The sequence below is a fragment of the Bradyrhizobium sp. B039 genome, assembly GCF_038965675.1.
GTDB classification, from domain to species: domain Bacteria; phylum Pseudomonadota; class Alphaproteobacteria; order Rhizobiales; family Xanthobacteraceae; genus Bradyrhizobium; species Bradyrhizobium diazoefficiens.
The window spans coordinates 4,807,328-4,820,403 of record NZ_CP152416.1 but is presented as its reverse complement, the minus strand read 5'-3'; the positions used below and the strand labels follow the sequence as shown (position 1 = coordinate 4,820,403).

Sequence of the window (13,076 nt, the reverse complement as noted above, 5' to 3'; positions counted from 1 at the left end):
TCGCGACCGCCAAATCTCGATGCATCCGTCGAACCGCTAGGAGATTGCAGATGAAGCCCACGTTGGAATTTGCGGGTGCCTCTCAACCGACCCTGCTCAGCGCGGTTGTGGTTGCAGCTCTCACGTTTTCGCCGCAAATCGCGAGCGCCGACGAGAGCGGCATCTCGTTCTGGGTCCCGGGGCTGTTCGGCAGTCTGGCAGCGGCACCCACCGCCCCAGGCTGGTCCCTCGGGACGATCTATTACCACACCAGTGTGTCCGCCTCCGGTGCTGCCGCAGCGGCCCGAGAAGTTCAGATTGGCCGCTTCTCTCCGAACGTCAATGTCAACTTGAACGTAAATCTCAAAGCGCCGCCAGACCTGCTGTTTCTGGCTCCGACGTATACGTTCGCGACGCCGGTCCTCGGCGGGCAATTGTCCGTCGGTGTCATGGGCGTTTACGGCCGAAACAGCACGACCCTTGATGGCACGCTGACGACCGGGTTCGGTCCGATTTCGGCGACCCGCACGGGAAGCATATCGGACTCGCTCACCGGGTTCGGCGACCTCTATCCCATGGTCTCGATGAAGTGGCACGACGGCGTCCACAACTACATGACCTATGTGACCGGCGACATTCCAGTCGGCGCCTATGAACCCAGCCGCCTCTCCAACATCGGTATCGGTCATGGCGCCATCGACGCAGGCGGGGGTTACACTTACCTCAACCCGATGACGGGATATGAATTCTCCGGCGTCGGCGGCTTCACATACAACTTCAAGAACCCGGACACGCTGGTTCAGAGCGGCGTCGATTTCCACTTCGATTGGGGCGCGTCGAAATTTCTCTCAAAGCAGGCCTTCGTAGGTCTGGTCGGCTATGCCTATCAGCAGGTCTCCAACGATACCGGCGGACTGCCGGCCCTTGGCGGATTCAGGTCGCGAGTTTTCGGCATCGGTCCGCAGTTCGGCTATCTTTTTCCGATCGGCAGCATGCAGGGATATCTGAACATAAAGGGATATGGCGAATTCGAGGCGGCGAACCGGCCGTCGGGCTGGAATACCTGGCTGACCTTTGCGATTTCGCCCGCCGCACCTGAAAGCACCGTTGCGCCGACCCGGCACAGGGTGACGAAGTAGGGGATCAACTGGAGAAAGGCACAAACCGGCAACCGGCTCTAGCGGCACGTAGAGAATTGGTGCCGAGCTTGGTCGGAAGGTGGCCTATTGATCTGAGGGCAAAATGCCGAAGAGCAAAACCATCTGGCTCGGTTCGTTGGCATCAGTGGCCGCCATAGCGATTGCGAGCGCGCCTGCCGCAGCGCAGCAACCTAAGAATCCCAATATTGTCGTCATCCTCGCGGATAATCTGGGCTACGGCGAGTTGGGCGTATATGGCGGCGGTATCCTCCGCGGCGCGCCCACGCCACGTATTGACGCGCTCGCCGGTGAGGGCACCCGCCTCCTCAACTTCAATGTTGAAGCGCAGTGTACGCCGTCCCGATCGGCCCTGCTTACAGGACGCTTTGCCATCCGCTCCGGAACGTACGAAGTTCCGATCGGCGGCATCCCCGACGGATTAACACAGTGGGAGATCACGACCGCGGAGCTGTTGTCGGGGCAGGGCTACGCGACCGGGATGTGGGGCAAATGGCATCTCGGCAGCGCCGAAGACCGGATGCCGACCAATCAGGGCTTCGACGAGTGGTATGGCATCCCGCGCACGTATGACGAGGCGATGTGGCCGTCCCTGGACGAGACACGAAGCATGTGGCCGTCGGTCGGAAACAGGCAGGGTTGGAATGCGAAAGTCGTTCACCCTCAACATATCTATGAAGCACGCAAGGGCGATAAACCTCGACAGGTCGCCGTGCTGGATGTGGATCACCGCCGCACCATGGACGCGGAAATCACCAGCCGTGCGGTGGAGTTCATCAAGCGCAACGCGAGCTCAGGCAAGCCATTCTATGCCTACGTCCCGTTCGCGCACGTTCACATGCCGACGCTTCCAAATCTTGAGTTCGCGGGCAGAACCGGCAACGGCGATTGGGCCGATTGCCTGGCCGAAATGGACTACCGAACCGGGCAAATCCTCGATGCCATCAAGCAAGCAGGCATCGAAAACGACACGCTTGTGATATTCACCAGCGATAATGGCCCGGAGGCAACCAACCCCTGGGAGGGTGACAACGGACCTTGGCGCGGAACTTACTTCACGGCGATGGAAGGTTCACTGCGGGCACCGTTCATCATTCGCTGGCCCGGCAAGGTGCCGGCGGGCCGCATCAGCAACGAAATCGTTCACATCGTTGACCTCTTCACGACGCTTGCGCGGATCGGGGGCGCAGAGGTCCCTACGGATCGCGCGATTGACGGCGTGGATCAGCTAGATTTCTTTTTGGGCAAGCAGGAGGCCTCTAACCGCGAAGGGTTCCCCGCCTACGTGGCCGACCGGCTGTCAGCCGTCAAATGGCGAAACTGGAAAGTCCATTTGATCTGGCAGGAAACTATGTACGCCACGCCGCAGAAATTGCCCTTGCCGACATCAATCTACTGACCGACCGGAAGGAGGAGCGTGATGTTGCCGCGCAAAACTCCTGGGTCGCCGATCCCGCAGTGAGAATCATCGGAGAACTGGAAGCGAGCTTCAAGAAGTACCCTCCGATCAAACTTGGCACCCCAGATCCCTACACGCCGCCATAACCGGTTTTTATGCGCGCGCCCTTGATTCCCCGCCTTCGGGGAAAGACAGCCGTAAGTGGGTTGCGATCCGACCGCTACTGCGCCGTGAGCTTCACGCCCAGTCGTCCCGCAAGCTCCTGCACGAACTGCCAGGCGACACGGCCCGAGCGCGAGCCGCGCGTGGTCGACCATTCCAGCGCCTCGCGCTCCAGCGCCTCATCATCGACCTTGATGCCGAAATGGCTGCAATAGCCGCGCACCATGGCGAGATATTCGTCCTGGCTGCATCGGTGGAAGCCGAGCCAGAGGCCGAAGCGATCCGACAGCGACACCTTTTCCTCGACCGCTTCGCCGGGATTGATCGCGGTCGAGCGCTCGTTCTCGATCATCTCGCGCGCGAGCAGATGGCGGCGGTTGGAGGTGGCGTAGAGGATGACGTTCTCGGGCCGGCCCTCGATGCCGCCCTCGAGCACGGCCTTGAGCGACTTGTACGAGGCGTCATTGCCGTCGAAGGAGAGGTCGTCGCAGAACACGATGAAGCGGAAGGACGAGGCGCGCAGCTGCTCCATCAGCGCGGGCAAAGTCTCGATGTCCTCGCGGTGGATCTCGATCAGCTTCAGCTTGTCGGCCGGCTTGCGGTCCGCATTGATGCTGGCATGCGCGGCCTTCACCAGCGACGACTTGCCCATGCCGCGCGCGCCCCAGAGCAGGGCGTTGTTGGCGGGTAGGCCGCCTGCGAAGCGCTCGGTGTTCTCCATCAGGATGTCGCGCATCCGGTCGACGCCCTTGAGGAGGAACAGCTCGACGCGGCTGACCCGCGGCACCGCCGAGAGGCGGCCATCCGGATGCCAGACATAGGCATCCGCCCGGCCGAACGACTCGGGTTCGGCCGCCGGCTTGCCCTGGGCGGAGAGGTGCGCCGCAATGGTCTCGAGGGCGAGGACGATCCGCTCCTGGTTGAGGTCAGGCGCTGCCTTGGAGATCGCCTTGGAGACTGCTTTGGAGGCTGCCGTGGGGCGTTTTGCCGCGACGCGGGCAGGCTTCCTGGCAGGGGTACGGGGGCCTTTGCCGGCCGGGCTTTTGCTTGGTTTTTTGGGCATGTCCGAAGTTCCTGAGAATGCAGCCTTATCGGGCCTGACGGCGCGCCGCAAGGTGACCAAAAGGACGGTCTGGCAGCGTTGCAATTGGGGCGGTGGCCGCTATAGTCCGCGCGAATTTGACCGAGCCGGTCGCCTTTGAGGGCCTGACCGGCTTTCCCCCGTTGTCACGAGGATCGTCCGAATGCTGATTACCCCTGCGTATGCCCAGGCCGCGGGCGCCGGCGACACCAACAGCATGTTGATGTCGCTGCTGCCGTTCGCCCTGATCTTCGTGATCATGTACTTCCTGATTCTGCGTCCGCAGCAGAAGAAGGTCCGTGACCACGCCGACCTCGTGAAGAACATCCGTCGCGGCGACACCGTCGTGACCTCGGGCGGCCTCGTCGGCAAGGTCACCAAGGTCGTCGACGACGACCAGATCGAGTTCGAGATTTCCGACGGCGTCCGCGTCCGGCAGATGCGCCAGATGATCTCCGGCGTGCGCGCCAAGGGCGAGCCGGCGAAGGAATCCAAGGATAGCGCGAAGGAAACCGCCAAGGACGACGCCGCGTCGAAGTGAACGCTTCCGCGAGCATCTCAAGTCTCCTGATCTGACAGGTCCAGTCGATGTTGTATTTCACGCGGTGGAGGGCGCTGGGGATTATCCTGACGGCGCTGATCGTGTGCCTCTGCGCGGTCCCGAACTTCTTCCCCGAGGCACAGGTCAAGACCTGGCCCGCCTGGGCGCAGCGCCGGCTCGTGCTCGGCCTCGACCTCCAGGGCGGCTCCTATCTGCTGCTCGAGGTCGATTCCAACTATGTGAAGAAGGAGAGGCTGGACCAGGTCCGCGACGACGTTCGCCGGACGCTGCGCGATGCCAAGATCGGCTTCACCGGCGGCGTCACCGTGCGCAACGACGCGGCCGAGGTTCGCATCACCAAGGAAACCGATGTGCAGCCGGCGCTCGCCAAGCTGCGCGAATTGGCCCAGCCGCTCGGCGGTCTGATGGGCTCCAGCGGTCAACGCGACCTTGAAGTGACCGATGCCGGTGGCGGCGTGATCCGCCTGAGCATCCCGCAGGCCGCGATGCTCGACCGCATGCGCAAGACCATCGAGCAATCGATCCAGATCGTCGAGCGCCGCGTCAACGAGCTCGGCACCGTCGAGCCCGTCATCCAGCGCCAGGGCAACGACCGCATCCTGGTGCAGGTCCCCGGTCTTCAGGACCCGACCCGCCTGAAGGAACTGCTGGGCAAGACCGCGAAGATGGAATTCCGCATGGTCGACACCTCCGTGCCGCCGGATCAGGCGCAGCAGGGCAGGTTGCCGCCGGAATCCGATCTGCTGATGAGCGCCTCGCCACCGCCCACACCTTACGTGGTCAAGAAGCAGGTGCTGGTCGCCGGCGGCGACCTGACCGATGCCCAGGCGAGCTTCGACCAGCGCACGGGTGAGCCGGTCGTCAGCTTCAAGTTCAACACGTCGGGCGCGCGCAAGTTCTCGCAGGCCACGCAGGAAAACGTGGGGCTGCCGTTTGCGATCGTCCTCGACAACAAGGTGATCTCGGCGCCCGTCATCCGCGAGCCGATCACCGGCGGTCAGGGCCAGATCTCCGGCAATTTCACCGTGCAATCGGCCAACGATCTCGCGATCCTCCTGCGCGCCGGCGCGCTGCCGGCGCCGCTCACCGTGGTCGAGGAGCGCACCGTCGGTCCGGGCCTCGGCCAGGACTCGATCGAGAAGGGCGAGCTTGCGGCTTACGTCGGCTCGATCCTGGTCATCATCTTCATGCTCGTGACCTATCGGCTGTTCGGGGTGTTCGCCAACATCGCGGTGGCCATCAACGTCGCCATGATCTTCGGCCTGCTGTCGCTGCTCAACGCCACGCTGACGCTGCCCGGCATCGCCGGCATCGTGCTCACCGTCGGCATCGCCGTGGACTCCAACGTGCTGATCTACGAGCGCATCCGCGAGGAGCTGCGCGGCGGCCGTAACGCGATCTCGGCGATCGACGCCGGCTTCAAGCGGGCGCTCGCGACCATCCTCGATTCCAACATCACCACCTTCATTGCCGCCGCGGTGCTGTTCTACATCGGCACCGGCCCGGTGCGCGGCTTCGCCGTGACGCTCGGTATCGGCATCATCACCACGGTGTTCACCGCCTTCACCCTGACCCGGCTGATCGTCGCCGGGTGGGTGCGGTGGAAGCGGCCGCAGAGCGTGCCGATCTAGGAGCCTGATTGTGAATCACACCGTTCTCATCGGGCTCGGCGTCCTCATCACTATTCTCACCGTGGTCGCGGCCCTCGGCTTGCTGCCGTCGTTGCGCATCGTCCCGGACAACACGCATTTCGACTTCACGCGATTCCGCCGCATCAGCTTCCCGATCTCGGCGGCGCTGTCGATCGTCGCCATCACGCTGTTCTTCACCCACGGCCTGAACCTCGGTATCGACTTCAAGGGCGGCACGTTGCTGGAGGTGCGGGCCAAGTCCGGCGCCGCCGACATCGCGGCGATGCGCACGACGCTGGATGGCTTGCGTCTGGGCGAAGTCCAGCTCCAGCAGTTCGGCGGGCCCGAGAACGTCCTGATCCGCGTCGCGGAGCAGCCGGGCGGCGATACCGCCCAGCAGGAGGCCGTGCAGAAGGTCCGTACCGCGCTCGGCGATTCCATCGAGTACCGCCGCGTCGAGGTGCTCGGTCCGCGCGTCGCCGGTGAGCTCTTGGCCTACGGCATGCTCGGCCTGATGCTCGCGATCGTCGCGATCCTGATCTATCTCTGGTTCCGCTTCGAATGGCAGTTCGCGCTGGGCGCCATGATCGCCAACGTGCACGACATCGTGCTGACGATCGGCTTCATGTCGATCAGTCAGGTCGATTTCGACCTGACCAGCATCGCCGCGCTTCTGACCATTCTGGGCTATTCGCTCAACGACACGGTCGTCATCTACGACCGTATCCGTGAAATGCTGCGGCGCTACAAGAAGATGCCGATGCCGCAGCTGCTCAACGAGTCCATCAACTCGACGCTGTCGCGCTCGATCATCACCCACGTCACGGTGACGCTGGCGCTGCTCGCGCTGCTGCTGTTCGGCGGTCACGCCATCCACAGCTTCACCGCGGTGATGATGTTCGGCGTGGTGCTGGTCGGCACCTACACCTCGATCTTCATCGCGGCGCCGATCCTGATCTATCTCGGCGTCGGCGAGCATCGCGAAGATGCGCCGGATACGGCTACGCCGGCGAAGAAAAACAAGGCATGATCCGAACCGCACGCCCTCGCACGCGTTTGCGAGGGCAGTAAGCCCATTCGGACGAACCTCATGGCCGGCGATCCCAACGCACCGCATTTCCCGCGCTCGGCGCCGATCGAGGCCTATGGCAAGGGCGGCTTCGCCTTTGCCGGCATGTCGCATCGGGGATCGCTGCTCTGCCTGCCTGACGCGATCTGGGCCTGGGATGTGACGGACCCCGCGAAGATCGACCGCTATTCGCTGGATCGGGTCTTCGCGGCCGCCAACAGCATCGATACGCTCCTGATTGGCACCGGAACCGGGGTCTGGCTGCCGCCGCCGGCGCTGCGGCAGGCCCTGAAGGCGGTGAGGGTGGTGCTGGACACGATGCAGACCGGCCCGGCCGTGCGCACCTACAACATCATGATCGGCGAACGGCGCCGCGTTGCGGCCGCGCTGATCGCCGTGCCATGAGCAGCGCTGCACCTTCGCCCGATTCCGTCGCCTTCTGCGCCGATCTCGTGCGCAGCCACGATTTTCCGCGCTATGTCGCGACCCTGTTCGCGCCCGCCGCCGAGCGCCGTGCGCTGCTCGCGCTCTATGCCTTCAATGTCGAGATCGTCCGGGTCCGCGACCAGGTGAGCCAGCCCTTGCCCGGCGAGATCCGCCTGCAATGGTGGACCGACATGCTTGCCGGCCATGTCCATGGCAGCGCCGAGGGCAATCCGGTGGCGGCCGAGCTGCTGCGCGCGATCCGCGATTTCGACCTGCCGGTCGAGCCGTTGTCGCTGCTCGCCGACGAGCATCAGTTCGATCTCTACAACGATCCGATGCCGACCATGGCGGCGCTGGAAGGCTATCTGGCCGCGACCTCATCGGCGCTGTTCATGCTCGCGGGACGGATCATGGGGCCGCCGTCGGAGGCGGTCGAGCACCTTGCCCGTCATGCCGGGCTGGCGCAGGGCATCGTGCAGGTCATCGTCAACCTGCCGCGCGATGCCGCGCACCGGCAATTGTTCCTGCCGCAGCAGGTGCTGACGAGCCACAATTGCAACATGGAGGATGTGTTCGCCAGCAGGCAGACGCCCAACCTCCATGCGGTGCTCGAGCAGCTTGCGGGTGAAGCCCGGCAGCATGTGACGACGGCCTCGTCGCTGCTGGCGCAGGTGCCGTCGTCGGTGCGGCCGGCGTTCCTGCCGCTGAGCCAGGCGCAGGCCGACCTCAAGCGCCTGTCGCGTCCGGGACGCAATCCGTTCACGCCGCAGCCTTCGTCGCGGCTGCGCACGCTGTGGACGCTATGGCGGGCTTCACGTTCCCGGGAATTTACCAAATAGCGGTTGGCTTGTCGCCCGAGCCGGGCAAATGCTCTATGCTGTCCCATGGCTGACTTGTCCCAAACCACGTCCTCCGATCTCAGCGGCCTTCCGGTCGCGCCTGGTGACATTCAGGCAGCCGCCGAGACCATCCGCGGTGCCGTCGTCGAGACGCCCTGCAGCTACAGCCGCACGCTGAGCAACATCTGCGGCTGTGACATCTGGCTCAAATTCGAGAACCTCCAGTTCACCTCCTCGTTCAAGGAGCGCGGCGCGCTCAACCGCCTCACCGCGCTGACGCCGGAGGAGCGTATGCGCGGCGTCATCGCCATGTCGGCGGGTAACCACGCGCAGGGCGTCGCCTATCACGCCAGGCGGCTCGGCATTCCCGCCACCATCGTGATGCCGGTCGGCACGCCCATGGTGAAGGTCGAGAACACGAAGCACCACGGCGCGGAGGTGGTGGTGACGGGCGCGACGCTGGAGGAGGCGGCCGCGTTTGCGCGCAGCCACGGTGAAGCTCACGGCATGATCTTCGTCCACCCTTACGACGATCCGCTTGTGATCGCGGGGCAGGGCACCGTCGGGCTGGAGATGTTGAAGGCGGTGCCGGAGCTCGACACGCTGGTTGTCCCGATCGGCGGCGGCGGCCTGATCAGCGGGATCGGCATTGCCGCGAAATCGATCAAGCCATCGCTGCGGATTCTTGGCGTCGAGGCCTGGCTCTATCCCTCGATGTACAACGCCATCCATGACGGCAATCTGCCGGCGCGCGGCGATACGCTCGCCGAGGGCATCGCGGTGAAGTCGCCCGGCAAGATCACGACTGAAATCGTCCGGCGCCTCGTCGACGACATCGCGCTGGTCAACGAGGCCGAGCTCGAGCGCGCGGTCGCGACCCTGATCTCGATCGAGAAGACGGTCGTCGAGGGCGCCGGCGCCGCCGGCCTTGCCGCGCTGATGTCCGACCCGTCCCGCTTTGCCGGCCAGAAGGTCGGCCTGGTGCTGAGCGGCGGCAATATCGATACGCGGCTGATCGCCTCCGTCCTGACCCGCGAACTGGCGCGCGAGGGACGGCTGACCCAGTTGTCCCTCGACATTCCTGACCGGCCCGGGCAGCTGGCGGCGGTGGCTGCGCTGCTGGCCGAGGCTGGCGCCAACATCATCGAGGTCTCGCATCAGCGGACCTTCTCCGACCTGCCGGCCAAGGCGACGCTGCTGCAACTCGTGATCGAGACCCGCGACAGCGCCCATCTCGACGAGGTCATGGCGAGGCTTAGTGCATCCGGATTGAGCGCGCGCTGTACCTGAGCGGCGCGGCCGTCCCGCTATCGCGGCGTCAGGCCTGCGAGGTGGCCGATCAGCCGGTCGATCTCGGCTTCGGTGTTGTAGTAATGCGGGGAGGCGCGCACGAGCGGTGGCAACGCCCGGATCTCGGCGTCGATGCGGGTGCTCGACGGATGTGAAGCACCGATGGTGATGCCGGCGGCAGCGGCACCACTGACAATCGCGTCCGCCTCATACCCGTCCATCGTGAAGCTGACGATGGCGCCTGGTTTGCGTCCGAGGTCGCGAATGGTGATGCCGCGAACGGAAGCGAGGCCGCCCCGCAGGCGGTCCGCCAGCAGGCGGCAGCGCTGCTCGATAGGACTCATGCCGATAGCGAGCGCGTAGTCGACGGCAGCGCCGAGCCCGAGCCGCGCTGCGTAGTTGTTCTCCCAGGTCTCGAAACGGCGCGCATCGTCACGGAGCCGATATTGATTGCGCGAGACCCAGGGCGCCGCGAAGTGATCGATCATCGGCGGCTCGAGCCGTTGCAGCAGAGCTCGGCGAACGTAGAGAAAGCCGGTGCCGCGCGGGCCACGCAGGAATTTGCGGCCCGTGGCCGACAGCATGTCACAGCCGATGGCTTCGACGTCGACGGCCATCTGGCCGACCGCCTGGCAGGCGTCGAGCAGATAGGGAATGCCGTGCGCCCGTGCGATCTTGCCGACGGCCGCTGCGGGATTGACCAGCCCGCCATTGGTCGGAATCCAGGTGATGGCGATGAGCTTCACGCGCTCGTCGATCATGCGTTCGAGCGCGTGGATGTCGAGCTCGCCGCTGGCATTGCTCGGCACGACCTCGATGATCGCGCCCGTGCGCTTTGCGACTTGAAGAAACGCAACATAGTTGGCGGCGTATTCCGCCTCGGCGGTCAGGATTCGATCGCCCTTGCGAAACGAAAGCGCATAGAATGCCATCTGCCAGGCAACTGTCGCGTTCTCCAGAAGCGCGATCTCGTTGGGCGCGGCATTCAGCAGCCGGCCTACCGAGCTGTAGACTGAATCAAGCCGGCGCGCCTCGCGGTCGGCGGCGGCATAGCCCCCGATCTCGCTCTCGAGGTCGATATGCTCCTTCATCGCCGCGACGACGGGCGCCGGCATGAGCGCCGCGCCTGCGTTGTGCAGATAGGCGATCCGCTCAGCGGCCGGTGTGTCGATGCGTATTTGGTCGATGTCGATCAAACGGGGCTCTCGCGCTTTGGCCGCGTCAATGCGGCATCTCTTCGAACTGCGGCAGGTGGAGCGGCGTATTCCACGGCAGGCGACGTTTGGTGAACATCTCGAGCTTCGGTGCGACCAGGTCGGGCCGGTCGAGGCTTCCCAACTGAACGAAGACCGTTTTGGGGAAACTGTCGAGGTTCGAGCTGAACACCCGCGAGCCGCATTCGGGGCAGAAGTTGCGGTCGAGGCCTTTGCCGGAGTTCGCGACGTAGTGAAAGGCCTTCGGCTTGCCGCTGAGCAGCGTGAAGTCATCCTCCGGCACGGCAAAGAAAGTTGCCATCTCGCCGCCCGAGGCGCGCTTGCAGTCGTTGCAATGACAATTGGCGATGAAGGACGGATCGGTGTCGAATTCGAACTTGATGGCGCCACAGGCGCATTGAGCGGTGTATTTTTTGGCCATTGATCGCCTCGAATTGGTCCAAGACAGCGGCATGGCATATTGGCCGGCCGGGGGAGCGCACGCAACAGTGGTTGCCGCGCAGCGTGTCGTCTCAGATGCAGAGGCTGAGCAGCTTGATGTGGCACTCGCTGGATTTTGGCTTCTTCGCGGGCGCGGCCTCGCGCTTCACGGCAACCAGCGGCTCCCCGTCCTTCTTGCCTTTGCCTTTGCCTTTGCCCTTCGGCTCGTAGTCGCCTGCGATCACCATGGCCCAATAGGTTCGCTTGCCGCTGGCATTCTTGGCGCTGGCGATGCCGACGCGGGAGGCGTTGTGCAGCAACAGGTTCTTGCGGTGTCCGGACGAGTCGATCCACTGTCCGAGCGTCTTCTCGAAATTGTCGTAGCCATAGGCGATGTTCTCGGCGGCGCGCCCCGCGCCGGCCGGTGCGACGCGGCGGTTGAACGGTCCGAGAGCGTCGTGGCTGAGGTCGTCCTTCGCCGCCATCGCGCGCGCCTGGTCCATGGCGATGCGGTCGAGGGTTGAATCGCGGAGGACGCGAACTTCACCGTGCTTGAGGCGGAAGCTGGAGATCAGCTCGGCCGGGGTTTCGGCCATTGCGGGCGTCGCTGCCAACAGCAGAAGGCCGGCGATCATGCCGCCGACCACGCGATGCCTCATCGTCCCCCGAGTGCTCATGACCCCGCCACGCCTGCGTTATCCGACTGCTTCTCTATCGCCAATGTGGACGCTTCAAGGCGCATTGCTTCCGTCAGCCCGCGGGCAGGTCCGCCTCGAAATTGAAGCGGTCGCGCAGGTTCTTGCGCTGCTCCAGAATGTCCTTGAGGAAAGCGCGGTCCTGGTCGTTCTTCATCATCGGCTCGATCAGGTCGAGCTGGTTCATGGCGACCAGTTGCAGGATCTCGGTGCGCGGCTTGCCACTGGTGTCGCGCGGCAGTGCATGCACCACCTGGATGTGTTCCGGCGGTTTCGGCCCTTTGGCGGCCGTGAGCTCGCTGCGGAGCTGGCCTTCGAGCGTGGCCTGATCGGCTTCGACGAAGGCATAGAGCCCGACGCCGGAACGGCGGTCGGCAAAGGCGACGATGGCGGTGTCGCGCACGGCGGGATTCTTGCGGATCAGCTCCGCCAGCACCGGCGCGTCGTTGACGAGGCGGCGCCCACCGCCCTCGCGATCGGTGAAATTGAACAGGCCGCGCGTGATCGCCCGGTAGACCTTCTTGCCGGTGGCGAGCCACAGGCTCGCGGCAAATGATTTCTTCGCCAGGATCTTGCGCTCGCGCGGCGTCAGCGCCTCGGGCGCGTAGGAGCGCTTGTGCTTGAGCAGGTGCCGGAGGTCTTCATAAGCGAGGATGCGATACAGCCGGCCGCGGCGCGCAAAGCAGGCGGCGAGCTGGAAGTCGGTCACATAGGCGCGGCCGTCGCGGCCGACCAGCCAGTTCTGCTCCTTGGCAAGATCGTTGTGGCAGATGCCGGCGCGGCGCAGCCGGCGCAGCGCCGCCTTGGCCGAGCGGAAATAGGCGAGGTCGCCATGCGGTTTTGCCAGATGCAGCGCGACGCCGTCGACGAAGCCGCGCACCAGCGCCCGGCGTCCGGCCCACAGCAGCTCGGGACCGACGTTCAGGCCCTTGGCGAGGGCGAGCGCATGCTTCTCGCGCGCGAACAGATGGCGGGCCAGCAGGAACGACCACCACGGCACCTCGTCGAGCCGGCGCAGCACCGCATCGACCTCGCCGGTGTCGGCACGAAAGCGGCCGCGCTCGACGGTCGAGAACACGTCGCGCTTGAGCAGCACGCCCTCGGTCCAGCGCGCCGAGAGCGTTGCGGCGTCGTCTTTGGGAAGGCTCATCG

13 protein-coding genes are annotated in these 13,076 nt (G+C 64.7%); 8 read left to right on the top strand and 5 right to left on the bottom strand.

Translation table 11 applies throughout. The annotated features are described in order from the left end of the window. Positions 1 to 50 precede the first annotated feature (50 nt). Positions 51 to 1,118 (top strand): transporter, encoded by a 1,068-nt coding sequence (locus tag AAFG50_RS22535; protein ID WP_231166486.1) that lies wholly within the window; start codon positions 51 to 53, stop codon positions 1,116 to 1,118. Between the two features lie 103 nt (positions 1,119 to 1,221). Then, positions 1,222 to 2,535 carry an arylsulfatase gene (locus AAFG50_RS22530; protein ID WP_342714003.1) on the top strand — a complete coding sequence of 438 codons (1,314 nt, stop codon included), beginning with the start codon at positions 1,222 to 1,224 and terminating at the stop codon, positions 2,533 to 2,535. A 220-nt stretch (positions 2,536 to 2,755) separates the two neighbouring features. Here AAFG50_RS22530 and AAFG50_RS22525 read toward each other — a convergent pair whose 3' ends face one another. Further along, positions 2,756 to 3,760: an ATP-binding protein gene (locus AAFG50_RS22525; RefSeq protein WP_028171850.1), complete on the bottom strand. Its 1,005-nt coding sequence runs from the start codon at positions 3,758 to 3,760 to the stop codon at positions 2,756 to 2,758. A gap of 181 nt (positions 3,761 to 3,941) precedes the next feature. On the opposite strand from AAFG50_RS22525, the gene yajC reads away from it, so the two are divergent. From yajC to AAFG50_RS22495, 6 genes are read left to right on the top strand one after another with little or no spacing between them, the layout of a single operon-like run. Then, positions 3,942 to 4,319, top strand: coding sequence for a preprotein translocase subunit YajC (gene yajC / locus AAFG50_RS22520; RefSeq protein ID WP_028171851.1), 378 nt, complete (start codon positions 3,942 to 3,944; stop codon positions 4,317 to 4,319). A 47-nt stretch (positions 4,320 to 4,366) separates the two neighbouring features. Continuing rightward, entirely contained in the window at positions 4,367 to 5,971 is a 1,605-nt protein-coding gene (gene secD / locus AAFG50_RS22515) for a protein translocase subunit SecD (protein ID WP_011087503.1), read from the top strand. Positions 5,972 to 5,981: 10 nt separating this feature from the next. Then, positions 5,982 to 7,001, top strand: coding sequence for a protein translocase subunit SecF (gene secF / locus AAFG50_RS22510; RefSeq protein ID WP_011087502.1), 1,020 nt, complete (start codon positions 5,982 to 5,984; stop codon positions 6,999 to 7,001). Between the two features lie 60 nt (positions 7,002 to 7,061). Beyond that, the gene (locus AAFG50_RS22505; RefSeq protein WP_011087501.1) at positions 7,062 to 7,445 is read left to right on the top strand and encodes an Mth938-like domain-containing protein; all 384 of its coding nucleotides are present in this window, start codon (positions 7,062 to 7,064) and stop codon (positions 7,443 to 7,445) included. Beyond that, positions 7,442 to 8,305, top strand: coding sequence for a phytoene/squalene synthase family protein (locus AAFG50_RS22500; RefSeq protein ID WP_028171852.1), 864 nt, complete (start codon positions 7,442 to 7,444; stop codon positions 8,303 to 8,305). Before AAFG50_RS22505 ends, AAFG50_RS22500 begins: the two co-directional genes overlap by 4 nt. Before the next feature lie 45 nt (positions 8,306 to 8,350). Next, entirely contained in the window at positions 8,351 to 9,595 is a 1,245-nt protein-coding gene (locus AAFG50_RS22495) for a threonine ammonia-lyase (RefSeq protein ID WP_028171853.1), read from the top strand. A 17-nt stretch (positions 9,596 to 9,612) separates the two neighbouring features. On the opposite strand, the gene AAFG50_RS22490 is transcribed toward AAFG50_RS22495, so the two are convergent. The 4 genes from AAFG50_RS22490 to AAFG50_RS22475 all read right to left on the bottom strand — a co-directional run bounded on the left by AAFG50_RS22490 (position 9,613) and on the right by AAFG50_RS22475 (position 13,074). Beyond that, positions 9,613 to 10,791, bottom strand: coding sequence for an aminotransferase class V-fold PLP-dependent enzyme (locus AAFG50_RS22490; RefSeq protein ID WP_028171854.1), 1,179 nt, complete (start codon positions 10,789 to 10,791; stop codon positions 9,613 to 9,615). Positions 10,792 to 10,816: 25 nt separating this feature from the next. Further along, positions 10,817 to 11,230 (bottom strand): GFA family protein, encoded by a 414-nt coding sequence (locus AAFG50_RS22485; protein ID WP_027546610.1) that lies wholly within the window; start codon positions 11,228 to 11,230, stop codon positions 10,817 to 10,819. Positions 11,231 to 11,321: 91 nt separating this feature from the next. Next, positions 11,322 to 11,906, bottom strand: a complete 585-nt coding sequence (locus AAFG50_RS22480) for a CAP domain-containing protein (protein WP_028171855.1) — start codon at positions 11,904 to 11,906, stop codon at positions 11,322 to 11,324. Between the two features lie 73 nt (positions 11,907 to 11,979). Then, positions 11,980 to 13,074, bottom strand: a complete 1,095-nt coding sequence (locus AAFG50_RS22475) for a serine/threonine protein kinase (RefSeq protein ID WP_028171856.1) — start codon at positions 13,072 to 13,074, stop codon at positions 11,980 to 11,982. Positions 13,075 to 13,076: the final 2 nt, after the last annotated feature.